This is a genomic window from Sutcliffiella horikoshii (assembly GCF_019931755.1).
In the GTDB taxonomy this organism is placed as follows: domain Bacteria; phylum Bacillota; class Bacilli; order Bacillales; family Bacillaceae_I; genus Sutcliffiella_A; species Sutcliffiella_A horikoshii_E.
In genome coordinates this window covers 3,765,702-3,791,057 of the sequence record NZ_CP082918.1, presented here as the reverse complement: position 1 = coordinate 3,791,057, position 25,356 = coordinate 3,765,702, and the positions used below count along the sequence as shown (strand labels likewise).

Below are 25,356 nucleotides of genomic sequence, written 5' to 3'. Positions count from 1 at the left end.
AAAAAGCACTGCGCATTTGCAGTGCTTTTTTGCATCTATCTATTAGTCACGTAGCAATTGATCTACTACAAATTCAGGTACAGAAGCTTCTCCACCTAAAATAGTAAAGTTGTTGATGTTGTATTCTTCTACAGCCATCATCGTCGCTTCTGGTGCTTCGTCTGGGTTAACCAATAGAAGTGGGGAACCGTAGTAACCTGCTAGTACAGAACCAGTTAAAGCATCTGCAAATCCTCTGCCGTTTGCAACAAATACATGCATAGGATCCATTTCTAATTTTTCCATAACATTTGCTGCAGTTTCGTAGCGGTTCGCACCAGAGATTCGAGTGTGGTTAGGAAATTCTTTTTCAAGAGATTTTCCAATTGCAGCGTGCCCACCGATAACAAGAGTTTTAGTAGCTTTGCTTAGTACTGTTTTAGTGGAAGCAGGGACTTTGTCAGGTGCTACCAGTAGGATTGGTAATTCATTCATCGCTGCATAAGGTGCGATGGATAATGCATCTGGGAAGTTCTTACCGCTCACTACTACAACTTCGTCATGTTGTGACCCTAAACGGTCAGCAATTTTTTTAGCTGTTTCGTAACGGTCAGCACCGTTTATTCTATCAATCTTGATGTCTAGTGCTTTAAGTTGATTTTCAACTTTTTCCGATACTGCTGCTTTTCCGCCTAGAATGACTACTTTCCTTGCTCCCAAACGAAGGATTTCTTCTTTTGTTGCTGCATGTAATGTTTCAGGGCGAGTTAATAGGATTGGTGCATCCATTGCATATGCCAATGGTCCTCCAGCAAGTGCATCAGGAAAGTTCAATCCGTTTGCAAGTACTACTGTATCTGCTTCATACCAACCTGTCATGGAGATCTCAACAGCTGTTTCAAATCTAGATTGACCAGAAAGGCGTTCAGCAAATTTAGAGCCGTCATGAATGATCATAAGATTTTCATTTTTTTCAAGTTGTTTAATTAATTCTAATGATTTATCGTTCAATGGATTTTCCGTTATGAAAACGACACCTTCTGTTAAGTTTTTCAATGGTGTGATATCAGAAATGTTGTTACCTGAAAGGTCCAACCATGCTGATGTCCAACCATTGAAAATAGAAATATCAGAGATGTTGTTATATCCAAGTGATAAGAAAGAATCTTTTAACCCGCTAAGAGGTTTGATGTTGGAAATATTATTATAGGAAAGATCTAGGTATTCTATTTGAGTCAAGTTGGATAATGGAGATAAATCAGAGATGTTGTTGCTATCCAAAAATAAAGTGACAAGGTTTGTACCATATTTCTCTAAACCTTCTAAACTATCGATTCCATAATCAGAACCGTATAGCTCAATGAAGTCTGCGAAACTGTTCTCATCTAGTTCGTCCACTTCAAGACTGTCCATTACTGCTTGTTCAAGATTTGTATCTTTAAAAAATGAGCCAGAGGCATTTGCAACAGGTGTAGCAAGTGAAGATAGTACAAAAATAAAAGCTAGGACAACGACAAAAAATTTACTTTTTAACACGCTTTGTTCCTCCGATTTTGTCAAAAATTTTGTTGTGACAGAATGATTATAGGGCCATTTTACTAAAAATGGAATAGCCAATTGCGAAAAATATATTTGTTGTTTCGACAGAAATCTTCTTGACAAATTTCGAGAAATGGAAAACGTTGTCGTAAATCCGGTAATAAGTTGTACCCACCCCCAATAAGTGTTAAAATTTATATATTATTTAGGCTATAAGACTATAGTTACAGAGGAGCGTTTGTATGCTTGGTTTATTAAATAAAGTGTTTGATATGAATAAGCGTCAATTGAAACGTCTGGAAAAAATGGCGGATCAGATAGATTCCCTTAGTGCTGATGTGGCAAGGCTTACGGATGAGCAGCTAAAAGAGAAAACGGCTGAATTCCAAGGGCGTTATCAAAAAGGTGAGAAGCTTGAGGACATGATGGTTGAGGCTTTTGCGATCGTTCGCGAGGCGTCTAAGCGTGTACTCGGACTTTATCCTTATAAAGTACAGCTCATGGGGGGCGTATCCTTACATGAAGGAAACATTTCCGAGATGAAAACGGGGGAAGGTAAAACGTTAACGGCAACGATGCCTGTTTACCTGAACGCGATCACTGGAAAAGGCGTCCATGTTGTAACGGTCAATGAATACTTGGCAAGCCGTGACGCAACAGAAATGGGTCAGCTTTATGAGTTCCTTGGCCTTACTGTCGGATTGAACCTGAACGGACTGTCCCGTGATGAGAAAATTGAAGCGTATAAAGCGGATATCACCTATGGTACAAACAATGAGTTCGGATTTGATTATCTGCGTGACAACATGGTGTTGTACAAAGAGCAGATGGTACAGCGTCCGCTTCATTATGCCGTCATCGATGAAGTTGACTCCATTTTAATCGATGAAGCGCGAACGCCATTGATTATTTCTGGTAGCGCCCAGAAGTCTGCAGCATTGTATATCCAAGCAAACGCATTTGCACGTACATTGGTGAAAGATGTTGATTACACATATGATGTGAAAACAAAAGGTGTGCAGTTGACAGAAGACGGAATTACGAAGTCGGAGAAAGCATTTGGCATCGAGAATCTGTTTGATGTGGGTAATGTTACGTTGAATCATCATATCAACCAGGCATTGAAAGCTCATGTAACAATGCATCATGATGTAGATTATGTCGTGCAGGAAGGCGAGGTAGTCATCGTTGACCAATTTACAGGTCGTTTGATGAAAGGCCGCCGCTATTCTGACGGACTTCACCAAGCAATCGAGGCAAAAGAAGGCTTGGATATCCAAAATGAGAGCATGACTCTTGCAACGATCACGTTCCAGAACTACTTCCGTATGTACGAAAAGCTTGCCGGGATGACTGGTACAGCGAAAACAGAGGAAGAGGAGTTCCGTAACATTTATAATATGAGCGTTATTGCCATCCCGACAAACAAAGATATCGTGCGTGATGACCGTGCAGATCTTATTTTCAAAACGATTGAAGGCAAATTCAATGCGGTGGCGGATGATATCGCAGAACGTAACAAAATTGGACAACCTGTGCTTGTTGGTACGGTCGCAATCGAGACGTCTGAGGTTATCTCTAAACTTCTTACAAAACGCGGCATTAAGCATGACGTGTTGAATGCGAAAAACCATGCTCGTGAAGCGGATATTATCCTTGGAGCTGGTCAAAAGGGTTCTGTAACGATCGCAACGAACATGGCCGGTCGTGGTACAGACATCAAGCTTGGAGAAGGCGTGATAGAGGTGGGCGGTCTTGCTGTAATCGGTACAGAGCGTCATGAGTCCCGTCGTATTGATAACCAGCTTCGTGGTCGTTCCGGACGTCAAGGAGACCCAGGTGTGACGCAATTCTATCTTTCCATGGAAGATGAACTGATGCGCCGCTTTGGCTCTGACAATATGAAAACAATGATGGAGCGTTTGGGTATGGATGATACGCAGCCAATCCAAAGTAAAATGGTTTCCCGTGCGGTGGAATCAGCGCAGAAACGTGTGGAGGGTAACAACTTTGATGCACGTAAACAGCTATTGCAATATGACGATGTTCTTCGTCAACAGCGTGAAGTCATTTACAAGCAGCGTTTTGAAGTGTTGGATTCCGAAAACTTGCGTGAAGTGGTGGAAAGAATGCTTGTTTCCACAATTGAGCGTCAAGTAGGCCTTTATACTCCAAATGAGGAAGTTCCGGAAGATTGGAACCTGCAAGGAATTATTGATTATGTAGATGCGAACCTTTTAGAGGAAGGCGCAGTTACACTTAACGACCTTCGCGGTAAAGAGCCGGAAGAAATGTCCGAGCTTATCGTCGTGAAAGTAAAAGCTCGCTATGATGAAAAGGAACAGGAGCTTACACCGGAACAAATGCGTGAGTTCGAGAAAGTTATCGTTCTTCGTGCGGTGGACAGCAAGTGGATGGATCATATCGATGCTATGGATCAGTTGCGTCAAGGTATTCACTTGCGTGCATACGGTCAGATTGATCCGCTTCGTGAGTATCAATTCGAAGGTTTTGCGATGTTTGAAACGATGATTGCTTCTATCGAAGAAGATGTAGCGAAGTATGTCATGAAGGCACAAATCCGCAACAACCTGCAACGTGAAGAAGTGGCAAAAGGCCAAGCGGTTGTTCCTAAAGAGAGCGGCGGAGAGCCTCCAAAGAAAAAACCAGTAAAAAAAGTAATGGACGTTGGCCGTAATGATGCTTGCATCTGCGGAAGCGGAAAGAAATATAAAAACTGCTGCGGAAAAAACTAATGGTGGTTTTGGGGAGAGTGGGGCTTAATCGGCCTCACTTTTTCCATGTAAATAGAGGATGTATATATTTTCTGAAATAGTTCTTTTTAAACCAACGTTTGAATAAGCGGAAACAGAAATACAGGGATCCCAATAGATACAGCCGTTCTGATTGGGATTAACTTTTGAAATAGCTATTGTAGGATAAGGTGAAAAAAGGCGGTTTTTCGGTGTTTTTACTACTTTAATATAGTTCTTTTTAAACCAACGTTTGAATAACCGAAAATAGAAAATGAGCCCTTCGAATGGGTCCAGCGGTCGCGTTTCGGATTAACTTTTGAAATAGCTATTTTAGCAAAGGAAATAATCGCGTTACCCTGTTATTCTGGCTCCTTCTTTTGAGCACAATCACTCAGGTACTTTTTTATTTTTGTGAAATACGATAATATAGACTATTAGTTGCCCTGTTCGTTTAATGAGGGTTAAATCCGTGTTAGTGAAAATTTTATGAGGTGAAATAAATGGAATTAGTAGAAATTCGTCACGAGTTAGAAAAGATGGCTAAGCGATTAGTCGAGTTTAGGGGGTCTCTTTGACTTAGAGGCCAAAGAACGTCGTATTGCCGAGCTTGATAATGAGATGTCCAACCCGGAATTCTGGAACAACCAGAATGCAGCGCAGGTCGTCATCAACGAAGCGAACGCTTTGAAAGAGCCTGTAGGACAGTTTCATGAGTTGAGTGAGAACTATGAAAACCTGCAGCTGACATATGAATTGGTAAAAGAAGAGCCAGATGCGGAGCTGCAAGCAGAGCTAGGCAGTGAAGTGAAAACAGTAGCAGAGGATTTCAACAAGTTTGAACTTCAATTATTGTTGAGCGGTGAGCATGACAAGAACAATGCGATTCTTGAGCTGCATCCTGGTGCTGGCGGTACGGAGTCACAGGATTGGGGTTCCTTGCTGTTGCGTATGTACACTCGTTGGGCTGAACGTAAAGGCTTTAAAGTGGAGACGCTTGATTATCTGCCAGGAGACGAAGCGGGAATCAAGAGTGTGACATTATTGATTAAAGGTCACAATGCTTATGGTTATTTGAAGGCGGAAAAAGGGGTACACCGTCTTGTGCGTATATCTCCGTTCGATTCATCTGGCCGCCGTCACACAAGCTTTGTTTCTTGTGAGGTTATGCCGGAGTTTGACGATAACATTGAGATCGATATTCGTACGGAGGATCTGAAAATTGATACGTACCGTGCAAGTGGAGCGGGTGGACAGCATATCAATACGACCGATTCCGCGGTTCGTATAACGCATATCCCGACCAATGTGGTTGTAACATGTCAAACAGAGCGTTCCCAGATTAAAAACCGTGAGCGCGCGATGAAAATGTTGCAAGCTAAGCTTTATCAAAAGAAGCTGGATGAGCAGCAGGCGGAACTGGATGAGATCCGCGGCGAGCAGAAGGAAATCGGCTGGGGTTCCCAGATCCGTTCCTATGTGTTCCATCCTTACTCCATGGTAAAAGACCACCGTACAAACACGGAGGTCGGCAATACACAAGCAGTTATGGACGGCGATTTGGATCCGTTTATTGATGCTTATTTAAGATCGAAACTTTAAGAGATAATGGTAGCACCTCTGGCCCTTTGTCGGCTGGGGGTGTTTTTGCATTCAATTAGGGGAAGTATACTGTGATAATTGAAGGACAATCTAAAAAAAGTAGTCTTTCTACAGACAAATGAGTGGATTGGAGCGAAAGTCACTCGACTCCTACGGGAGGTAACGGTAGGTTGAGACCCCGCAACGAAGTGAGGAGGCTCAAGCATCGTCCCGTGGAAAGCGAGTGACTGTAGCGGAAAGGAACGGTCGTAGTTTATATAGACTTCCATTAACGCTTTACCACGTTATACCAATGCCATTTACACCCTTATAATCGCATGCTATACTCTTGCTCGTTGTGTGTATTTTAGAAAGATTCTGGGGGGCTTAAATTTGAGTCGTAAAAATAGAAATGGGTATCAAGTGAATCCCGTGTATCAACGGGTGAAAGAATATACATATGTGGTGTTGGGGTCTGCGATTGTGGCACTGGCGTTTAACCTGTTCTTACTGCCGAACCAGGTTGCTTCCGGTGGGGTAAGTGGAATCAGTACCATACTGAAAGCGCTCTTGGACTGGGAGCCAGGTATCGTGCAATTATGCTTTAACATTCCGCTCTTTTTAGCAGGGGTGATTCTACTTGGAAAGCAGTTCGGTTTAAAGACATTAGTCGGCACGATTACACTGCCTTTAATTGTGCTTTGGACGAGTAATGTTACTCCGGCAACACAGGATCCGTTGCTTGGATCATTGTTTGGAGGAATTGGTGTCGGACTTGGCCTCGGGCTGGTTTTCCGTGGTCGCGCCTCAACAGGTGGAACAGACCTTGCTGCACAAATCATCCATAAATATACGGGGCTGACGCTTGGGGCATGTGTCGCGATGATTGACGGGCTAATTGTTATCTCGGCCGCAGTAGTATTTGATTTGGAGCTTGGAATGTACGCCCTCATTGGGCTATTCGTCACCTCCAAAACCATTGACTTCGTACAAGTGGGCCTAGGGTATTCCAAGATGGCCATCATCATTACCAAGAAGGAAGAGGAAGTCAAGGGTGCCATCCTTACAAAAATCGACCGTGGAGTAACGAAGCTTGCTGCTTACGGGGGCTACACGGAAAATGAATTGCCTGTTCTGATGTGTGTGGTCGATCAGACGGAATTCACAAAATTGAAACAAGTAGTCCGGACCATTGACCCTTCTGCATTTGTGGTCGTAACTAACGCATCTGAAGTGTTAGGTGAGGGTTTTAAAAGAGAGTAAATAGGATATAATAAAAACAATCTTGGTAATTATTACATCTCAAAATTGGGGGACCTACCTATGAAAAAGTATTTTATGGCTTTTGTTCTCGGATCTTCTTTATTAACGCTTGCAGCATGTGGCGGCGGTGACGAAGAGCAGGAAACATCCGGCGGTGGCGAATTCACTATGGTGGAAAATGAAGAAGCGCAGCAATTGTATCAAAGCTGTATTGGCTGTCATGGTAACAACATGGAGGGCGCAAGTGGTCCAAACCTACAAAAAGTAGGAAGCAAATACAGTCAAGAAGAAATTGAAAGCATCATCAACAACGGTCAAGGAAACATGCCGGCCGGTCTTGTGCCAGAAGAAGATGCAACGGTATTAGCTGAATGGTTGGCACAGCATAAATAAAAACAAACGGAACTCTCCTAAATAATGGAGGGTTCTTTTTTATGTTCTTAATTACCTATTTTTCTGGAGTGTAAAGTAGTCTATTCAGCGTGTTTTTGTTGGGTATTTGTGGGATTTTGTCGGTTCTTTATAACTGAATTGTCGGAATTGTTCGTTTAATACGTTAAAGGATATTGAAAATTTAAATTTTTGAAATATAATTTGGTTTGTAAAGATTTTGGACAAACGTAAGTAATTGGTACTTAAGTATTTGTCTAGAATTTTTTACATAAGACGTAAGATACAATAAAAGGGGAGTGGGATGATTTGAAGCAGAAATTAGTCGCAGCATTCATGCCTTTGCTAGTACTGGTACTTGTTTTCAGTACTTTTACTACAAATGGCGTTTCTGCTAACACAGGGAATGAAAACCTTGAGTTAGCAACTTTACAAGGAGATTTTGATTTATCATCCTCGAAAGCAGTTAAAGTTATTGTCGAATTAAAGGAAGAATCAATCGTTGAAGCAAAGCACAAAGGGAAAAAGCAGTCTAAGCAGAATCTGAAAAGTGCTCGTGATAAAGTAAAGAAGGAAGTGGCAGCACGTACTTCCAAAAACAAAGTAGAGCGTGAGTATGACCATGTATTCTCCGGTTTCTCCCTTGAGATTCCAGCAAACGAGATTCCTAGTCTATTAGCGACTCCTGGTGTAAAAGCGGTATATCCGAACGTGGAATACACAACTACTGAGGTTGTTTCCGAAGAGGAATTCAGCCCGGCAATGGTTGATTCCGCGCCATTCATCGGTTCTAACGAAGCTTGGGACCTTGGATTTACAGGTGAAGGTGTAACAGTAGCAGTCATTGATACTGGTGTAGATTACACACATCCTGATTTGGCACCAAACTTCGGTGAGTACTTAGGATGGGATTTTGTTGATAACGATGCAGATCCACAAGAAACGCCTACAGGTGACCCTCGTGGAGCGGCTACAACACATGGTTCCCATGTTGCTGGAACAGTGGCAGCAAATGGTCAAATTAAAGGTGTAGCTCCAGACGCTACATTACTTGCATACCGTGTTCTTGGTCCTGGCGGAAGCGGGTCCACTGAAAACGTAGTAGCAGCTATTGAGCGCGCAGTTCTTGATGGTGCTGATGTAATGAACTTATCTTTAGGAAACTCACTAAACGCTCCTGACTGGGCAACTTCCATTGCTCTTGATCAAGCGATGGCTGAAGGAGTAGTAGCAGTAACTTCAAATGGTAACGCTGGTCCAAACAACTGGACAGTTGGTTCTCCGGGAACTTCCCGTGAAGCAATTTCTGTAGGAGCTACTCAGCTTCCTTACAACGTATTTACAGCAACAACAACAACTTCTGACGGTGTATCTTATGAATCTTCTGCGGTACAAGGATTCCCATCTGAGGAAGCATTACTTGAACTGAATGATCAAGACTTTGAATTAGTAGATGTTGGATTTGGGGCACCTGCTGATTTCGCTGGAAAAGATTTAACAGGGAAAGTTGCTTTAATCAGCCGCGGAGCTGGTATCGCATTTGTTGATAAAGCAACGGAAGCTAAGAAAGCAGGAGCTGTTGGAGCGGTTCTTTATAATAACGTAGCTGGAGACATGCCATTAATTCCTGGTATGGCTGTACCGACTATTATGTTGAATCAAGCAGATGGACAGGCATTATTAGCAAAAGTAGATGATGTAACAGTAAGCTTTGATATTGCATTTTCAGAAAGAGTCGGCGAAACTATGGCAGGATTCTCTTCCCGAGGTCCAGTAGTAGACACTTGGATGATCAAGCCAGACGTTTCTGCACCTGGTGTAAACATTGTGAGTACAGTACCTACTTTTGACCCTGCTAATCCACACGGTTACGGTGCAAAACAGGGTACAAGCATGGCATCTCCGCACGTAGCAGGAGCAGCAGCGGTAATCCTACAAGCGAACCCTGAGTGGGGCGTGTACGAAGTGAAATCTGCACTTATGAACACGGCAGAAAAATTGATTGATCCGGTAACTGATAAAGAATATGCCCATAACTCTCAAGGGGCGGGAAGCATACGTGTGGTTGATGCATTACAAGCAGAAACACTTGTGAACCCTGGCAGCTACTCTTTCGGTGTATTTGATAAGAAGAAAGGCAAGCAAGTAGAAAAACAAAAATTCGAGATTCAAAACCTTTCAAACAAAACAAAAAAATACAACATGGAATTCTCTTTCAAAAATGAAGTAGGAAAACATGTGAAGGTAACGACAAGCAAGAACTTGAAAGTAAACCCTGGAAAAACACAAAAGGTAAATGTGAACGTACAAGTAGATGCTTCTAAGCTTGAGCCTGGTTACTATGAAGGCCACTTAGTGGTAACAGAAGGAGACACGGAAATCCAAGTTCCTACTATTCTATTTATAGGCGAGCCGGACTACCCTCGTGTTACTCACTTTGGATTTACTCCAATGGGAGATAACAAATTTGAATTCTACTCTTACCTTCCTGGTGGAGCGGAAGAATTGGAAGTTTGGGTATTTTCAGCAGATATGAGTGTAGAGATTGGAACTGCTTTAACTGCTTCTGACCTTGGTAAGGGGTACAACTACCATGACTGGGATGGAAAGTTAATTGATGGAACAGAACTTCCAGCAGGTACTTACCGTGTAGCAGTATACGCCAAAAAAGGAAATAGCTCACGAGCCATTCTAGCAGCTGATCCACTAACCATTCAATAACATTTATTGATAACCTTATAGTATTCTACAAAACATCAAAAACACCTTCGGGGGTCTGACCCCCGAAGGTGTTTTTTTCTCTTTCTCCATAAAAAACGACAAATTACATTCGACATCTTTCTACTTTTAGGAAAAAAATCCCTTTGTTACCAACGATGACTTGGATTTGAAAAGAAACTGTAATAATAAAAACTCTTATTTTGTCGAAATAGATGATATAATAATAAAGTGAATTTATGCGGAAATTTTAGATAAATATACATATTGCAAATTTCATGTACTAGTCTTATCGACCTTCCGCAATTGCTTAATGAATATTTCTATCTCTTTTTTTGTAGTGAGAAGGAATGCAATGATTCAAATCTTTGACCCAAATAGGTGATTAAATGATTGAAATGCAAGACGTCTATAAAAAATATCCAAACGGCGTACAAGCTGTAGATGGTATTAATATAAGAATTAAAGCAGGCGAATTTGTCTATGTAGTAGGTCCAAGTGGTGCTGGTAAATCCACGTTCATCAAAATGATGTACAGGGAAGAAAAGCCCACAAGCGGAAATATTGTAATAGACGGAGTAAATCTTTCAAAGCTGAAGGAAAGCAAGGTTCCCTTACTTCGCAGAAACATCGGAGTAGTATTTCAGGATTTCAAGCTTTTACCTCAGTTGACAGTTTATGAAAATGTAGCATTTGCCTTAGAAGTAATAGAAGAAAGTCCGAAAAATATCAAAAAACGTGTTATGGAAGTACTTGATCTTGTCAAGCTAAAGCATAAGGCACGTCATCTTCCAAACGAACTTTCAGGTGGAGAGCAGCAACGTATTTCCATCGCGCGCTCGATAGTGAATAAACCAAAAGTAATGATTGCCGATGAGCCGACAGGTAACCTTGATCCTGACACCTCATGGGAAATCATGAACATATTTGAAGAAATCAACGAAAAAGGTACGACGATAGTAATGGCCACGCACAACCGTGAGATTGTAAACACCATTAAGAAGCGTGTAATTGCAATTGAAAATGGGAAGATAGCGCGTGACCAAGCAGAGGGGGACTACGGTTATGAAGCCTAGAACTCTACTGCGACACTTTAAGGAAAGTTTTAAAAGCTTAGCTCGTAACGGATGGATGACATTTGCATCTGTCAGTGCTGTGACGGTTACTCTCCTATTAGTTGGAGTATTCCTTGTACTAATGATGAACTTGAACAATGTCGCATCGGAAATTGAAAGTGATGTAGAAATTCGGGTTCATATTGACCTTACAGCCAATAAGGAAGATCAAGAAGTTTTAAAACAGCAGATACAAAACTTACCTGAAGTGGAAACAGTCGACTTTTCATCCAAAGAAGAAGAGTTAAAAGGATTGGTAGATAGTTTTGGAGAAGACGGCGGAGCATTTGAGCTGTTTGAACAAAACAATCCGCTATATGATGTTTTCATTATTAAGACAGCAACACCACAAGAAACCATTACAGCAGCCAAGAAAATTGACGAGCTGGAATTTACACATAAAGTTATCTATGGTGCAGAAACGGTGGAAAGATTGTTTAAAGTGTTTGAGATTGCGAGAAACGTTGGACTGGCCCTTATTCTTGGACTAGTATTTACGGCAATGTTCCTCATATCCAACACGATCAAAATCACCATATTTGCACGAAGAAAAGAAATTGAAATTATGAAATTGGTTGGAGCAACAAACGGATTCATCCGTTGGCCGTTCTTTTTAGAAGGATTGTGGTTAGGAATTCTCGGTTCATTCGTACCGATTGGGATTATCCTAACATCCTACTATTATTTAATAGATCTTGTTCAACCAAGAATTCAAGGTACATTTATTCAGTTGCTTCCGTTTTACCCATTCGCATTCCAAGTCATTGGAATCTTAATTGCAATTGGTGCGTTTATCGGTATGTGGGGAAGCATGATGTCCGTTCGGAAATTCCTACGAGTGTAAGAGATTACTATAATTGTATTACCCGCTTAGAAAATACAGAAAACCTGATTGGAACAACCAATTTGTTCCTGTCAGGGTACATAAGAGTTTAGGGGGAAGTAAGGGATGAGAAGAAAGATTGGTACAATCGCTATTGCTGCAGTCATTGGCTTTTCCGGATTCTTCGCTTCGGGACTATCTGAAAAAGCTTTTGCGAACGAAATGCAACAAAAGCTTAACGAAGTAAAGGATCAACAATCATCAAATGAATCTACAAGAACTGAAAAGAAAAATGAGGTTAGTGAGCTGCAGGCTGAGCAAGCGGAGATAAGAGCAGAAGTAGAACGCCTTGATAAAGCTGTTGCAGAAACAAAAAATAAAATCAGTGGTAAAAAAGAAGAAATAGATACAACTCGTAAAGATATTGAAAAACTTAAAGAAGAAATAGAAGTACTTAAAGAGCGTATTGCTAAAAGAAATGAGCTTCTAGAAGATCGCGCTCGTTCCTTCCAACAGGGTGGAGGAGCCGTGAACTACTTAGACGTATTATTAGGTGCACAAAGCTTTGGAGATTTTCTGGACCGCGTTGGTGCGGTAGCAACAATTGTTCAAGCCGATCGTGATATTCTACAAGCTCATCAAAATGACATGAAAGAACTTGAAGCAAAACAACTAGAAATGCGTGAGCAACTGGCTTCATTGGAACAACAACTAGTTGATTTAGAGAATATGGAAGTTCAATTAAAAGGTCAGATAGCAGAAAAAGATAAGCTACTTGCTGAATTGAAGAAAAAAGAAAAAGAAACAATGCATGAAATTCATGAACTTGAAAATGAAGCAGAAGTATTAGCTTCTCAAGAAAAAGCAATCCGTGCTGAAATTAAAGCTGCGGAAGAGCGCGCTAAACGCGAAGCAGAGGAACGCGCAAAACAAGAGGCGGAAAGAAAACGCCTGGAAGAGCAACAACGTAAAGAACAAGAGGCTGCAGCTGCAGCTGCAAAAGCTGCAGGTAAGCCGGCACCACCACCAACTCAAGTTTCTTCACCGCCACCACCAGTTTCATCCGGATCTTGGACAAGACCGACAACTGGTAGTGTAACTTCTGGCTTCGGTACTCGTTGGGGCTCCCAGCACTATGGTATCGATGTTGGGAAAAACGGTAGAAGCGGAAATGTACCTGTAGTAGCAGCAGGAAGCGGTACAGTATTCCAAGCTTACTACTCCAGCTCTTATGGGAATGTAGTTTTCATCACGCATTACATTGATGGTCAAACATGGACAACTGTTTATGCTCACTTGGAAAGTTTAGGAGTAAGTGCAGGTCAATCCGTATCTAAAGGTCAATTCATCGGTAACATGGGGAACACTGGATTCTCAACTGGACCTCACTTGCACTTTGAATTGCACAAAGGTTCTTGGAATGGATCAAAATCCAACGCAGTGAACCCTGCATCTTATATCAACTTTTAATTTATAACCAACACAATCTCGCCGTTAGTCTAGACGGCGGGGTTGTGTTTTTTTGTGCTCTCCTTTACTTTTCCAGATTCCTTCACATAATATCCCCGCTCATCACATATACTTACACTATAAAAGGCATTACACTCCCTGTGTGATGCCTTTTGCTTCAGGAACGAGGAATATTGGCAAGTGGGACAGGCTTTCTAAGAACGTCCCCCGCACCTTAGCCACTTACATAAGTTTTAATAATTTTCAACCAACGCCGGCTATGGTACAATTGCGTCATATCTATCGTTCGGTACGGGGTATAGGATGAGGAGGAGCTTTCATGAATCGCAAAATTGTTACAGTATTAATGGTTGTATCAGTTCTAGTTGGAGCGGCAGGAATGTATGCAGGATTACAGTGGTTCGGCCATGGACCAGCTGCAGCGGTACCTTCCGTGCAAAATCCTCTCACTGATAACACAGAGCAAGCTGCACCGCAGGAATCGCCGAAACAAACGGCGGCACAGATGGAAAAAATTCAACAGGCATATGAACTTATTTCTTCTCGCTATGTGGAGGAAACTGAATCAGAAAAACTTATACAAGGCGCCATACAAGGGATGGTCAATACATTGGAGGATCCATACTCCGTGTATATGGATAAAGATACGGCAGAGCAATTTACACAGTCACTCGAATCATCTTTTGAAGGAATAGGGGCAGAAGTCGGCATGCAGAACGGTAAGGTGACCATTGTGTCTCCATTCCGAGGATCCCCTGCTGAAAAGGCTGGACTGCAACCAAATGACCAAATCCTCAAAGTAGATGACGAAGACATAGAAGGCTTGGATTTATACGAGGCAGTACTTAAAATCCGTGGGGAAAAAGGGACTGTTGTGACACTTGAAATTCAGCGTCCCGGCGTGCAGGAACCGTTCAATGTAGACGTGACACGCGATACGATTCCGATTGAAACGGTGTATTCTGAAACAATCGAACAAGATGGAAAGAAAGTTGGGTACATCCAGATTACTTCCTTCTCACAAGATACCGGGAAAGACTTTCAAGAGCGGTTGGCAGCACTGGAAGAGCAGAACATTGATGGCTTGGTAGTCGATGTCCGCGGTAACCCAGGTGGCCTTTTAGATCAAGTTCAGATTATTGCTGCTGAGCTTGTAACAAAGGAAAAGCCGTATGTGCAAATTGAACAGCGTGATGGGGAAAAACAGCGTTTCTTCTCCTCTTTGACTGAGAAAAAACCATATGAAATCGTGACCTTGATTGATAAAGGAAGTGCGTCTGCTTCAGAAATTTTAGCAGGTGCGTTAAAAGAAGCAGGCAACTATGAAGTGGTAGGGGATGCTTCTTTCGGTAAAGGAACTGTTCAGCAAGCATTAGAACTTGGTGATGGCAGTAACCTGAAGCTGACTCTTTATAAGTGGTTAACACCTGATGGGAACTGGATTCATAACGATGGTGTGGAGCCGACAGTACCTGTCAAACAGCCGGACTACTTCTATGCGAATCCAATCAACATGGAAGAAGATGAAGAGCTGGCCCTTGATACAAATAGTGAAAAAGTAAAGAATGTACAAGTGATGTTGAAAGGACTTGGCTTTGATCCAGGACGTGAAGATGGTTATTTCAGCAAGGAAACGGAAGATGCCGTGAAGTCTTTCCAAGCTGAAAATGACTTATCCACATCTGGAAAAGTTGACACACAGACAGCAGAACAGCTGCAAGCACAACTCCTTGAAGCGGTACGCGCGAAAGAGAACGACGTACAACTGAAAGAGGCAATCAAAACATTGCTGAAATAAATTATCACAGTCAGCTCCCGCTATGGTGGGAGCTGACTTTTTTGTGGTAAAATAAAAGGAAAGTTTGTATGTTTAGGCGGTGATCGGGTGATGGATTCATGGTTTTGGGAATTGCTGATAGGAGTGGGACGCCTTTTCATCCACCCTGTCCTTTATGTAACCTTAGCCGTTGCAGTAGTATTGGGGTATTTTCGCGTCAAAAGAGAACGCCATGACTTTCATATACGAGTGGAATACGGCCTGACGGAGTTTCAAAAGGCCTCCAAGAGTCTTTTGGTTGGACTCGCTTTATCTGTGCTGACAATTGGTTTGGGAGTGATCATTCCTTTTGGAACGATCGTAATCCTTAGTTTCTTTAGCATCATTTTTACCCTCTTCATTAAGCCGAGATGGCTTTCTACTGCCTACATATTCGGGTTTACTATTTTGGCAGTTGTGCTTGTTCCAAAATTGGAGACTGGTGTCACCATTTTTCAGCGCTTGGCTGAATCTGTTGAAGCAACACATTTGCCGACACTTGCCATACTGATGGGGATAATCATGGTTGCTGAAGGAATGTTTGTCTGGAAGCAGGCACCCGTCCAGACCTCTCCACAGCTTCAGAAAAGTAAGCGTGGGCTGCCGGTAGGTACACATGTTGTCCAGAGAGTATGGATTCTTCCGTTATTCTTATTCGTGCCTGTTGGTGCTGGAGGAATCGAGACAAGCTTTGAATGGTGGCCTGTCCTGCAATTGGGAGATCAAACTCTTTCCTTGTGGCTTGTTCCATTCAGTATGGGTTATTATCAACGACTAAAAGCAAGCTTACCGCTAGATGCGATCCCGATTGTAGGTAGACAATTGGTTCTGCTTGCCGTAGTGGTAGTATTGACTGGAGTTGGCAGCTTATGGTGGGAAAATGCCTCCATCCTTGCAGCAGTCTTTGCTGTAGTAGGTAGGGAATGGCTGAATTATAGGGCCAAAACAGAGGACGAGAAGCACCAGCCGATCTTTGTTCAACGTGACAAAGGATTGGTCATTCTTGGGGTGATTCCGGATAGTCCGGCTGAGAAAATGAACCTCCAAATTGGAGAAGTAATTACAAAAGTAAACAATATACCGGTAAATACCGTTTCGAATTTTTACGAAGCACTTCAACAAAACAGGGCTTTTTGCAAACTGCAAGTCGTGGATGCAAACGGTGAAGCCCGTTTTGCCCAAACTGCCTTATACGAAGGTGACCACCATGAATTGGGATTACTGTTCGTACAAGTCGGGAAGAAGTGGAAGCAGACGGAAGCTGTATAGTTATTTTTAAAGAGACATGGCCTATGTGAGCGCATGTCTCTTCTTTGTTTACACAGGAATGTTTGTCCAATAACTGCATATACATGAACCGTTATCTAAAGAATTTCTACAGACAGCGGGAGTGTGAAAAATGGATTTCGGATTGATATCGATTTTTCTGGTCGTTTTATTGGGACCTTTACTTGTCAAAAAAATAGAAGATAATATGGAAGTTTTCCTGTTAAGCATGGGGATACTTGCTAGTATGGTAAGTGGAGTATACAATGAACAGCTGTTCTTCATCGCCGCAACCGATCCAATCTTAATTTCGCTTGCAGTCCTAATGGCGGGACTGGTTTTCAGATGGTTGCAGATGCCATTTAGCCGAATTCTTCGCTTTTTGAAAAATAAAATCCCATTTAAGTTATTTATCTTTTTACTTGTTGTGTTTCTTGGATTAATTTCTAGTGTCATTACAGCAATTATCGCTGCGCTCCTATTAGTATTCATCGTGGTAGGGCTTGATCTTGAAAAAAGAGAGCAAATAAGGCTTACAGTCCTTGCTTGTTTTTCCATAGGACTTGGTGCAGCGCTGACGCCGATTGGGGAGCCATTATCCATCGTGACAATCAGTAAGTTGAACGGGGATTTCTTTTACCTATTCAGGTTGATTGGCAAGGATGTCCTCTTATCTTTATTCTTGTTCGGCTTGCTTGCTGCCTTCATGGTGAAAGCACCAGGAGCTAACGAAATGGTGCGGAGTGTGAAGGACAGGGAAAGCTATGAAGAAATTTTTCTTCGCGGCTTGAAAATCTACTTCTTTGTAATGGGATTGACTTTTCTTGGTGCGGGATTTGAACCATTTGTCTCTACCTACTTTTTAGGAATGGATCCTTCTGTTTTGTACTGGTTCAATATGTCATCTGCCATCTTGGATAATGCGACACTTGCGGCTGCAGAAATCAGTGCCGAACTGGATCCGGCAGTCATCCGGGTGATTTTGCTTGGTCTCATGATAAGTGGGGGAATGTTGGTGCCTGGGAATATTCCCAATATCATCGCTGCGGGAAAGCTTGGGATTACAAGTAAAGAGTGGGCAAGGCATGGGGTTCCTGTTGGACTTGGTGCGATGGTGATTTATTATTTTATTGTCATATAGTACTGAAAAAAACACGAAAGTCACTTTGATGACTTCCGTGTTTTTTTGTGTGAAGCCTAAACTCGCTTCACTGATATCGCCGCACGAACCTTTTGCAGTGCCTCTTTTCCCTCATCCTTCTTCGCCATGAGCACATTCACATAAATGGCATCAATCATGGCAAGCTGAGCGATTCGGGAGGCCAATGCTTCTGATCTGTAATCGGTCTCTTCAGACATCGTGTACAGTGCGATGTCCACTCCTTGACTCAACGGAGACTTTGCAAAGTTGGTGATGCCGATTGTCTTCACTCCACTTGCTTTCACCACTTCAAGAATGTGCATCATATCCTTGGATGCACCAGTATGAGAAATGATGATGGCCACGTCTTCATCTGTCAGTTGACTGGCAGACATAAGCTGCATGTGAGTGTCAGACTGAACGTTCACCGAAATACCTGTGCGAATAAGTTTATGATAGGCGTCCATGGCGATGACATTGGATCCTCCACTTCCGAACAACTCAACCTTCCGGGCCCCGAGAATGGCGCTGATCACCTGGTGAAAAGCTTGATCATCTAGGATTTTTAACGTATCTTCAAGCGTTTTTATATTGGATCGGAAAACTTTTTCCGCGATCGTTTTTTCGCTGTCATGTTCCATGATATTTTCATGAATATCTTGAATAGGCTCCACAATTTCCGTTGCGAGTGCAATCTTCATCGCCTGATAGCCTTTAAAGCCGATTCGCTGGCAAAAACGGAATACGGTGGAGTCGGCTACACCGAGATCATCGGCAACCTGGTTGATGGTGCTGTGGACAATTTTTTGTGGATTATTGAGGATATAGTCCGCGATGACTTGCTCCTTCCCCCTGAATTGTGGATAGTGGGAACGTATGCGCATCATGCAGTATTGCGATTCTTGTCTGTTCATGGTGCGACCCTCCAGAAATAGTAATCTACTATCTATCATAAAGAGGTTTCAAAAAAAAAGAAACTATTTTTTGATAACGCTTGCATTTTGGGGAATTTTTTTTCATAATAGGAACAAGACAAAAAATATTTTTCTATTTAATAGTTTTGACTGAAGAAGGGAGTTTCAATTTTTATGAAACTAGCAATGATAGGATTAGGCAAGATGGGTTATAACCTTACATTAAACTTAATAGATAACAAGCATGAAGTAGTTGCTTTTGATGTTGATAATGAAAACGTTGTCAAAAGCGAACAGGCTGGTGCAATCGGTGCTTACTCCATCGAGGAAGCATTAGGTAAACTGGAATCACCGAAAGTGGTATGGATGATGGTGCCGGCTGGTGAGATCACAGAAAATGTGCTCTCAGAGATTACTAGTTTCGTAACAGAGGGAGACATCATCATCGATGGCGGAAACTCCAACTACAAAGATACGTTAAAGCGTGCGGAAGAGCTTGCCGCAAAAGGAGTCCACTACTTGGATGTAGGGACAAGCGGCGGAATGGAAGGGGCTCGCAACGGAGCTTGCACAATGGTCGGCGGAAATGAAGAAGCGTTCAAACACGTTGAAACATTATTCCAAGATATTTGTGTAGAAAACGGCTACTTATATGCTGGAAAATCCGGCAGCGGTCACTTCTTGAAAATGGTCCACAATGGTGTGGAGTACGGCATGATGCAAGCGATTGCTGAAGGCTTCGACATCCTAGAAAAAAGTGATTTCGATTTTGACTATGAAAAAGTTGCGAGAGTTTGGAACAACGGATCTGTCGTACGCTCATGGTTGATGGAACTCACAGAAAATGCATTCAGCAAAGATGCGAGATTAGAAGGAATCAAGGGCGTTATGCATTCATCCGGTGAGGGTAAATGGACAGTAGAGACAGCCCTCGACCTCCAAGCCGCAGCACCAGTCATCGCCCTATCCCTAATGATGCGCTACCGCTCACTAGAGCCAGACACATTCTCCGGAAAAGTAGTAGCCGCCCTCCGCAACGAATTCGGCGGACATGCAGTAGAGAAGAACTGAATTAATTTAAGTAGTTTACGAGAGACGTTATATTTAATGGAAATCCCCCCTGATGACTGAAGTGCAAGGTGTGAGACTCCAGCGGGGGATAACGGTAGCTTGAGACCCCGCAGGCGAAGCCGAGGAGGCTCAAGCACACGTCCAGCGGAAAGCGAACACCTGGAACGCAAGTCATCAGGAAGTTAACGTAACCACATAAATTTTCTAATAAAGGTATTCAAAAAGGAGGAACAAAACATGTCAGGATCCATGCTAATCCTAATCGCAGCAGCAGCAATATTCGTCCTACTATTCCTAGTCATCCGCACCAAACTACACGCATTCGTAGCCCTGCTGCTAGTCAGCTTACTAGTAGGTATCGCATCAGGCATGCCGCTAAATGAAGTTACCGCATCCGTACAAAACGGAATGGGAGGCACCCTCGGGTTCGTTGCAGTCGTAGTCGGACTTGGTGCCATGTTTGGTAAAATGCTAGAAGTGTCAGGTGGAGCAGAAAGACTTGCTCAAACGTTAATGAAGAAATTCGGTGAAGATAAGTCCCAGTGGGCACTTGGTATCACAGGTTTCTTAGTAGCAATCCCGGTATTCTTTGATGTAGGATTCATCATTTTAGTGCCAATCGTTTATGGCTTGGCGAAAAAAACAGGAAAGTCCCTTTTACACTACGGTATTCCATTGCTAGCTGGTCTTGCTGTAACGCACAGCTTTATCCCGCCAACTCCGGGACCAATCGCAGTAGCTGACTTAATCGGCGCAGACCTTGGATGGGTTATCCTATTTGGTGTTATCGCAGGTATTCCGGCAATGATTTTAGCGGGACCGGTGTTTGGTAAATATATTGGTAAGAAAATTCACGTTGTTGTACCAAAATATATGGAAATTGATGAAGACAAGGTATATGACAAGGATCTACCAGGATTCGGACTTATTGCTTCTATCATTTTAGTACCTTTAGTATTGATTTTAGTGAATACGTTTTCAACGGTTATTTTTGAAGAAGGTCACATCGTTCGAGAGATTACGACATTTGTCGGTCACCCGTTCGTAGCGTTGACGATTGCAACATTATTGACGTTCTACTTCCTTGGAACGAAGCGCGGATATACGAAACAAGATGTACAAGATATTGCGACTAAAGCGCTTGAGCCAGCAGGTATCATCATCCTTGTAACTGGTGCCGGTGGAGTCTTCAAGCAAGTACTAATCGACTCTGGTGTTGGTGATGTTCTTGGTGAAATGATGGCAGGATCTGCATTGCCTCCAATCGTTCTTGCGTTCTTGATTGCAGCGGCAGTTCGTGTGGCACAAGGTTCCGCAACAGTTTCGATGGTAACAGCAGCAGGACTGATCACACCGCTAATCGGTATCATGGGTCTTGAAGGTCCGGTACTAGGTCTGATCGTTATCTCGATTGCTTCCGGTGCAACGGTTCTATCGCACGTAAACGATTCTGGTTTCTGGTTGGTAAACAGATACTTCGGCCTTGATGTAAAAGATACGTTAAAATCTTGGACGGTTATGGAAACCATCATCGGACTTGTAGGTTTTGCAGTAGCAGTAATTCTTGGTATATTTATAGGATAAGTTAAAGTAGGGTCAAGGAGCTATTTCCTTGGCCCGTTGTGATTTTGAATCAAGGAGGACATCACCATGACAACATACATGCTAGGCGTTGATATAGGAACAACAAGCACAAAGGCGGTTCTTTTTACGAAGGACGGAAAAGTAGAAAGCCAACATGCCGTGGAATATCCTTTGTACACTCCTGAAATGGGAGCGGCTGAACAGGATCCCGACGAAATTCTCGAAGCGGTGGCTGTTTCCATTAGAGAAACTATTCTAAAAGGTGGCATCGATACCACAGTCCTTTCCCATGTCAGCTTCAGTGCGGCGATGCACAGTCTGATTGCAGTGGATGAAGCAGGAATTCCCTTGACGAAAAGCATCACTTGGGCGGACCAACGCAGTGAGAAATGGGCAAAGAAAATTAAGAATGAATGGGACGGCCACGAGATTTATCGGAGAACAGGAACACCGATCCACCCGATGTCCCCTCTGGCTAAGTTAGTTTGGTTGCGAAACGAACACCCTGCCATTTTTGAAAAAGCATCTAAATTCATCTCCATAAAAGAATATGTGTTTTACAAGTTGTTTGGAAAGTATGTAGTGGATCATTCGATTGCGTCTGCAACTGGAATGCTAAATCTGGAAAGATTGGATTGGGACGCGGGCGCACTTGGAGTTGCCGGTGTAACTCCTGGCAAGTTGTCCCGCCTTGTGCCGACAACAGAAATCATCACAGGATTGCAACCAGAGTGGGCGGTAAAATTGGGCTTGCTTGCTGATGTGAAATTTGTGATTGGGGCAAACGACGGCGTGCTTTCCAACCTTGGGGTAAACGCAGTACAGCCAGGCGTGGTGGCATTGACCATCGGAACAAGCGGGGCAATCCGTACCGTTGCGGACAAACCGGTAACCGATCCAAAGGGTAGAACGTTCTGCTATGCATTGACAGAAGACCATTGGGTCATTGGCGGTCCGGTCAACAATGGAGGCATGATTATGCGCTGGCTTCGTGATGAATTTTGCCAAGCAGAAGTGGAAGAGGCGAAAGCACACGGAGTCGATCCATATGATGTGATGACAGCTAAAATTTCACAAGTAAAGCCTGGGGCAGAAGGTGTCCTTTTCCACCCTTACCTGACAGGTGAACGTGCACCGTTGTGGAACGGAAATGCACGCGGATCCTTTTACGGTCTTGGCATCCACCATAAAAGAGAGCACATGATGCGCGCGGTATTGGAAGGCATCAATCTTAATCTCTATACTGTCTTATTGGCATTGGAAGAGATTATCGGAATTCCTGAAAAGATTCATGCAACAGGCGGATTTGCCCGTTCTGAAGTATGGTGCCAGATGCTTTCTAACATCTTCAATCAGGAAGTAAGTATCCCGGAAAGCGTAGAAAGTTCTTGCCTTGGTGCTGCGGTTCTTGGCTTGTATGCACTTGGTGAGATTGACTCGTTTGATGTGATGAACGAGATGGTGGGGACGACGAATGGGTATGTTCCTGACCAAGCGGAAGTGGAAGTCTATAAAGAGCTGACGCCGTTGTTCATTCGATTGAGCCGTTTGTATGAGCAAGAGTTTGATGCGGTGGTAGCGTTTCAGCAGAGGAAATGATGAATAGATTCTAAAGCTGTTGATTGGAGCGAAAGGCTGAGACTCCGGCGGGAGGTAGCGGTAGCTTGAGACCCCACAGCGCAGCGAGGAGGATCAAGCACACGCCCCGCGGAAAGCGAAGCCTGGCGCGGAAATCAACAGCGGCGTCAATGGAATATAAAAATAAAGAACGACATTCTCCCGGTCACTGCCATAGCGAGATTGTCGTTCTTTTTTGTACAGCTGATTCAATTTTTCTTTTTTCGACTTGGTTGTTTTGGTTGTAAGATTTGCAAGGGCATAGATACCGCGGCCATTTTCTGGGTTGCGCCTGCCTTCGCGGGCTTGCTTGTCACGCAGCTTTTTTGCTTTACTTTTTGCCAAAATGATCACTCCTAACATATATTTACAAAGAGTATAACCGAGAATAGGAATAATGGAAATAGGTTTTCGTTGGATTGCTATATTTTTCTCAAGCTGATTTCTGTTATAATAGCACTATTGTGTAATTTTTGAGAGGTAGGTACGGAAACTGTGAAAAATGAACTTTTAAATAAAGAGATAGACCGCCGCAGAACCTTTGCGATTATATCCCACCCGGATGCCGGGAAAACGACCTTGACGGAGAAACTTCTTTTATTCGGTAACGTTATTCGTTCGGCAGGTACGGTAAAAGGGAAGAAGTCTGGAAAATTTGCAACATCTGACTGGATGGAAATTGAAAAGAAACGTGGAATTTCAGTAACATCAAGTGTTATGAGTTTTGAGTATATGGATAAGCATATCAATATTCTTGATACCCCAGGACACGAAGATTTCAGTGAAGATACGTATCGTACGTTGACTGCCGTGGATAGTGCCGTGATGATCATTGACTGTACAAAAGGGGTCGAGCCGCAGACTATCAAGCTTTTCAAGGTTTGTCGTATGCGTGGTATTCCGATTTTCACATTCATCAACAAATTGGACCGTGAAGGTAAAGAGCCGCTTGCGCTTTTGGAAGAGATCGAAGAAGTACTTGGCATCGAGTCTTATGCGATGAACTGGCCGGTTGGAATGGGGAAACGCTTCTTAGGTGTTTACGACCGTTACAATGAAGTGTTCATCCGTTATCAAGGAAAAGATGAAGAGGATCGCATTCCGTTTAAGGAACTGGATGCTGTGGAGGAGATCTCTACTCACCCAACTTTTATCCAAGCAAAAGAGGACTTTGAGCTGTTAGAAGAGGCCGGGAATGACTTTGACATCAACAAGGTGAAGAATGGTTTACAGACTCCAGTATTCTTCGGAAGTGCGATCTCCAACTTTGGTGTGGAAATGTTTTTCCGTACGTTCTTGGATCTTGCAAGTGAGCCGCAGCCGCGTCAGACAGAAGAGGGTACGGTTGAGCCTAAATCTGCAGAGTTCTCCGGATTTATTTTCAAAATCCAGGCGAATATGAACCCTGCTCACCGTGACCGTCTTGCTTTCTTGCGCATCTGTTCCGGTGTGTTCGAGCGTGGAATGACAGTAACAGTTAGCAGAACTGGAAAGTCCATTAAATTGACTCAGTCCCAACAATTCTTGGCATCTGACCGTGAAACGGTGGATCATGCGTATCCTGGTGATATCATCGGAATTTATGATCCGGGTGTGTATCAAATTGGGGATTCTCTGTTCAGCGGTGGCAATCAAAAGGTTGAGTTCGATGAAATCCCGACGTTTGCTCCGGAGCTTTTCGTTAAAGTAGAAGCGAAAAACGTTATGAAAGGGAAGCAATTCGGAAAAGGTATTACCCAACTTGTACAGGAGGGTGCCATCCAATTGTTCCGTCAATACGGTACGGAAGCATATATCCTAGGAGCGGTTGGTCAGCTTCAATTGGACGTATTTGAGTACCGGATGAAAGGCGAGTATAACGTGGAAGTCGTCTACAATATGATCGGCTCGAAAATTCCGCGTTGGTTGGAGAGCCAAGACGTCGATACTTCGTTGTTCGATTCCCGTAACATTTTGGTGAAAGACCGCAACGATCAGTATGTTGCCTTGTTTGATAACGACTTCTCGTTACGCTGGTTCCAAGATAAAAATCCGAAGGTCGGCTTGATTGATATTATGGCGGAAGAGGATTAAGATTTATTTTATAAGAAGCTCAGAATACCTTTAAAGGAAGGGTGTTCTGGGCTTTTTTGTTGGATGAAGACACTTTCGCGGAAGTTTTTTTGTTGAAAATGTCTTCATAAGTGGGATGAAGACAATCCCGCAGAAGTTTTTTGGTTAAAAGTGTCTTCATGAGCTGGATGAAGACAATTTCAAATAAGTTTTCGGGTTGAGAATGTCTACATCCCTCGACTAGTTAATTAAATGGCTACAAAT

18 protein-coding genes are annotated in these 25,356 nt (G+C 43.0%); 15 read left to right on the top strand and 3 right to left on the bottom strand.

Annotated features, from left to right (window positions below):
* Positions 1-42: 42 nt before the first annotated feature.
* Positions 43-1,515, bottom strand: coding sequence for a cell wall-binding repeat-containing protein (locus K7887_RS19490; RefSeq protein WP_223491264.1), 1,473 nt, complete (start codon positions 1,513-1,515; stop codon positions 43-45).
* A 245-nt stretch (positions 1,516-1,760) separates the two neighbouring features.
* On the opposite strand from K7887_RS19490, the gene secA reads away from it, so the two are divergent.
* From secA to K7887_RS19435, 11 genes are all read left to right on the top strand, one after another.
* Positions 1,761-4,274 carry a preprotein translocase subunit SecA gene (gene secA, locus K7887_RS19485; protein ID WP_223491263.1) on the top strand — a complete coding sequence of 838 codons (2,514 nt, stop codon included), beginning with the start codon at positions 1,761-1,763 and terminating at the stop codon, positions 4,272-4,274.
* A gap of 500 nt (positions 4,275-4,774) precedes the next feature.
* Positions 4,775-5,873 (top strand): peptide chain release factor 2 gene (gene prfB / locus K7887_RS19480; RefSeq protein WP_223491262.1). Its coding sequence is split into 2 segments (ribosomal slippage): positions 4,775-4,846 and positions 4,848-5,873, totalling 1,098 coding nucleotides; the frame shifts between segments, so codons are not numbered across the junction.
* A 372-nt stretch (positions 5,874-6,245) separates the two neighbouring features.
* Positions 6,246-7,115, top strand: a complete 870-nt coding sequence (locus K7887_RS19475) for a YitT family protein (RefSeq protein WP_223491261.1) — start codon at positions 6,246-6,248, stop codon at positions 7,113-7,115.
* Positions 7,116-7,175: 60 nt separating this feature from the next.
* Positions 7,176-7,508, top strand: a complete 333-nt coding sequence (cccB, locus tag K7887_RS19470; RefSeq protein WP_010196951.1) for a cytochrome c551 — start codon at positions 7,176-7,178, stop codon at positions 7,506-7,508.
* A 306-nt stretch (positions 7,509-7,814) separates the two neighbouring features.
* Positions 7,815-10,226, top strand: a complete 2,412-nt coding sequence (locus K7887_RS19465) for a S8 family serine peptidase (protein ID WP_399208768.1) — start codon at positions 7,815-7,817, stop codon at positions 10,224-10,226.
* Positions 10,227-10,612: 386 nt separating this feature from the next.
* Positions 10,613-11,299, top strand: a complete 687-nt coding sequence (gene ftsE, locus K7887_RS19460) for a cell division ATP-binding protein FtsE (RefSeq protein ID WP_223491260.1) — start codon at positions 10,613-10,615, stop codon at positions 11,297-11,299.
* On the top strand, positions 11,289-12,182 hold the full coding sequence (gene ftsX / locus K7887_RS19455) for a permease-like cell division protein FtsX (protein ID WP_223491259.1): 894 nt from the start codon (positions 11,289-11,291) through the stop codon (positions 12,180-12,182). Before ftsE ends, ftsX begins: the two co-directional genes overlap by 11 nt.
* Positions 12,183-12,287: 105 nt before the next feature.
* Positions 12,288-13,631: a murein hydrolase activator EnvC family protein gene (locus K7887_RS19450; protein ID WP_223491258.1), complete on the top strand. Its 1,344-nt coding sequence runs from the start codon at positions 12,288-12,290 to the stop codon at positions 13,629-13,631.
* Between the two features lie 319 nt (positions 13,632-13,950).
* Positions 13,951-15,429, top strand: coding sequence for a S41 family peptidase (locus K7887_RS19445; protein WP_223491257.1), 1,479 nt, complete (start codon positions 13,951-13,953; stop codon positions 15,427-15,429).
* A 90-nt stretch (positions 15,430-15,519) separates the two neighbouring features.
* Complete coding sequence (locus tag K7887_RS19440; RefSeq protein ID WP_223491256.1) at positions 15,520-16,716, top strand: PDZ domain-containing protein; 1,197 nt, start codon at positions 15,520-15,522, stop codon at positions 16,714-16,716.
* A gap of 130 nt (positions 16,717-16,846) precedes the next feature.
* On the top strand, positions 16,847-17,854 hold the full coding sequence (locus tag K7887_RS19435; RefSeq protein ID WP_223491255.1) for a DUF1646 family protein: 1,008 nt from the start codon (positions 16,847-16,849) through the stop codon (positions 17,852-17,854).
* A 56-nt stretch (positions 17,855-17,910) separates the two neighbouring features.
* Here K7887_RS19435 and K7887_RS19430 read toward each other — a convergent pair whose 3' ends face one another.
* A complete protein-coding gene (locus K7887_RS19430) occupies positions 17,911-18,768 on the bottom strand; it encodes a MurR/RpiR family transcriptional regulator (RefSeq protein WP_223491254.1) in 858 nt (285 codons plus the stop codon).
* A gap of 174 nt (positions 18,769-18,942) precedes the next feature.
* On the opposite strand from K7887_RS19430, the gene gnd reads away from it, so the two are divergent.
* From gnd to gntK, 3 genes are all read left to right on the top strand, one after another.
* Complete coding sequence (gene gnd / locus K7887_RS19425; protein ID WP_223491253.1) at positions 18,943-19,839, top strand: phosphogluconate dehydrogenase (NAD(+)-dependent, decarboxylating); 897 nt, start codon at positions 18,943-18,945, stop codon at positions 19,837-19,839.
* A gap of 237 nt (positions 19,840-20,076) precedes the next feature.
* A complete protein-coding gene (locus tag K7887_RS19420; RefSeq protein ID WP_223491252.1) occupies positions 20,077-21,423 on the top strand; it encodes a GntP family permease in 1,347 nt (448 codons plus the stop codon).
* A gap of 60 nt (positions 21,424-21,483) precedes the next feature.
* Positions 21,484-23,022: a gluconokinase gene (gntK, locus tag K7887_RS19415; protein ID WP_223493709.1), complete on the top strand. Its 1,539-nt coding sequence runs from the start codon at positions 21,484-21,486 to the stop codon at positions 23,020-23,022.
* 93 nt (positions 23,023-23,115) lie between these two features.
* Here the strand turns inward: gntK and K7887_RS19410 are convergent, their stop codons facing one another.
* Entirely contained in the window at positions 23,116-23,385 is a 270-nt protein-coding gene (locus K7887_RS19410) for a hypothetical protein (RefSeq protein WP_223491251.1), read from the bottom strand.
* 150 nt (positions 23,386-23,535) lie between these two features.
* Here K7887_RS19410 and K7887_RS19405 point away from each other — a divergent pair, with 150 nt between their 5' ends.
* The gene (locus K7887_RS19405; protein ID WP_223491250.1) at positions 23,536-25,113 is read left to right on the top strand and encodes a peptide chain release factor 3; all 1,578 of its coding nucleotides are present in this window, start codon (positions 23,536-23,538) and stop codon (positions 25,111-25,113) included.
* Positions 25,114-25,356 lie beyond the last annotated feature (243 nt).

What these genes read in the sequence shown, in the direction of transcription:
- K7887_RS19435 (WP_223491255.1), top strand. Translation starts at nt 16,847, where the DNA reads ATGGATTTCGGATTGATATCGATTTTTCTGGTCGTTTTATTGGGACCT.
- K7887_RS19450 (WP_223491258.1), top strand. Translation starts at nt 12,288, where the DNA reads ATGAGAAGAAAGATTGGTACAATCGCTATTGCTGCAGTCATTGGCTTT.
- gnd (WP_223491253.1), top strand. Translation starts at nt 18,943, where the DNA reads ATGAAACTAGCAATGATAGGATTAGGCAAGATGGGTTATAACCTTACA.
- K7887_RS19445 (WP_223491257.1), top strand. Translation starts at nt 13,951, where the DNA reads ATGAATCGCAAAATTGTTACAGTATTAATGGTTGTATCAGTTCTAGTT.
- cccB (WP_010196951.1), top strand. Translation starts at nt 7,176, where the DNA reads ATGAAAAAGTATTTTATGGCTTTTGTTCTCGGATCTTCTTTATTAACG.
- K7887_RS19440 (WP_223491256.1), top strand. Translation starts at nt 15,520, where the DNA reads ATGGATTCATGGTTTTGGGAATTGCTGATAGGAGTGGGACGCCTTTTC.
- K7887_RS19420 (WP_223491252.1), top strand. Translation starts at nt 20,077, where the DNA reads ATGTCAGGATCCATGCTAATCCTAATCGCAGCAGCAGCAATATTCGTC.
- K7887_RS19430 (WP_223491254.1), bottom strand. Translation starts at nt 18,768, where the DNA reads ATGAACAGACAAGAATCGCAATACTGCATGATGCGCATACGTTCCCAC.
- ftsX (WP_223491259.1), top strand. Translation starts at nt 11,289, where the DNA reads ATGAAGCCTAGAACTCTACTGCGACACTTTAAGGAAAGTTTTAAAAGC.
- secA (WP_223491263.1), top strand. Translation starts at nt 1,761, where the DNA reads ATGCTTGGTTTATTAAATAAAGTGTTTGATATGAATAAGCGTCAATTG.
- ftsE (WP_223491260.1), top strand. Translation starts at nt 10,613, where the DNA reads ATGATTGAAATGCAAGACGTCTATAAAAAATATCCAAACGGCGTACAA.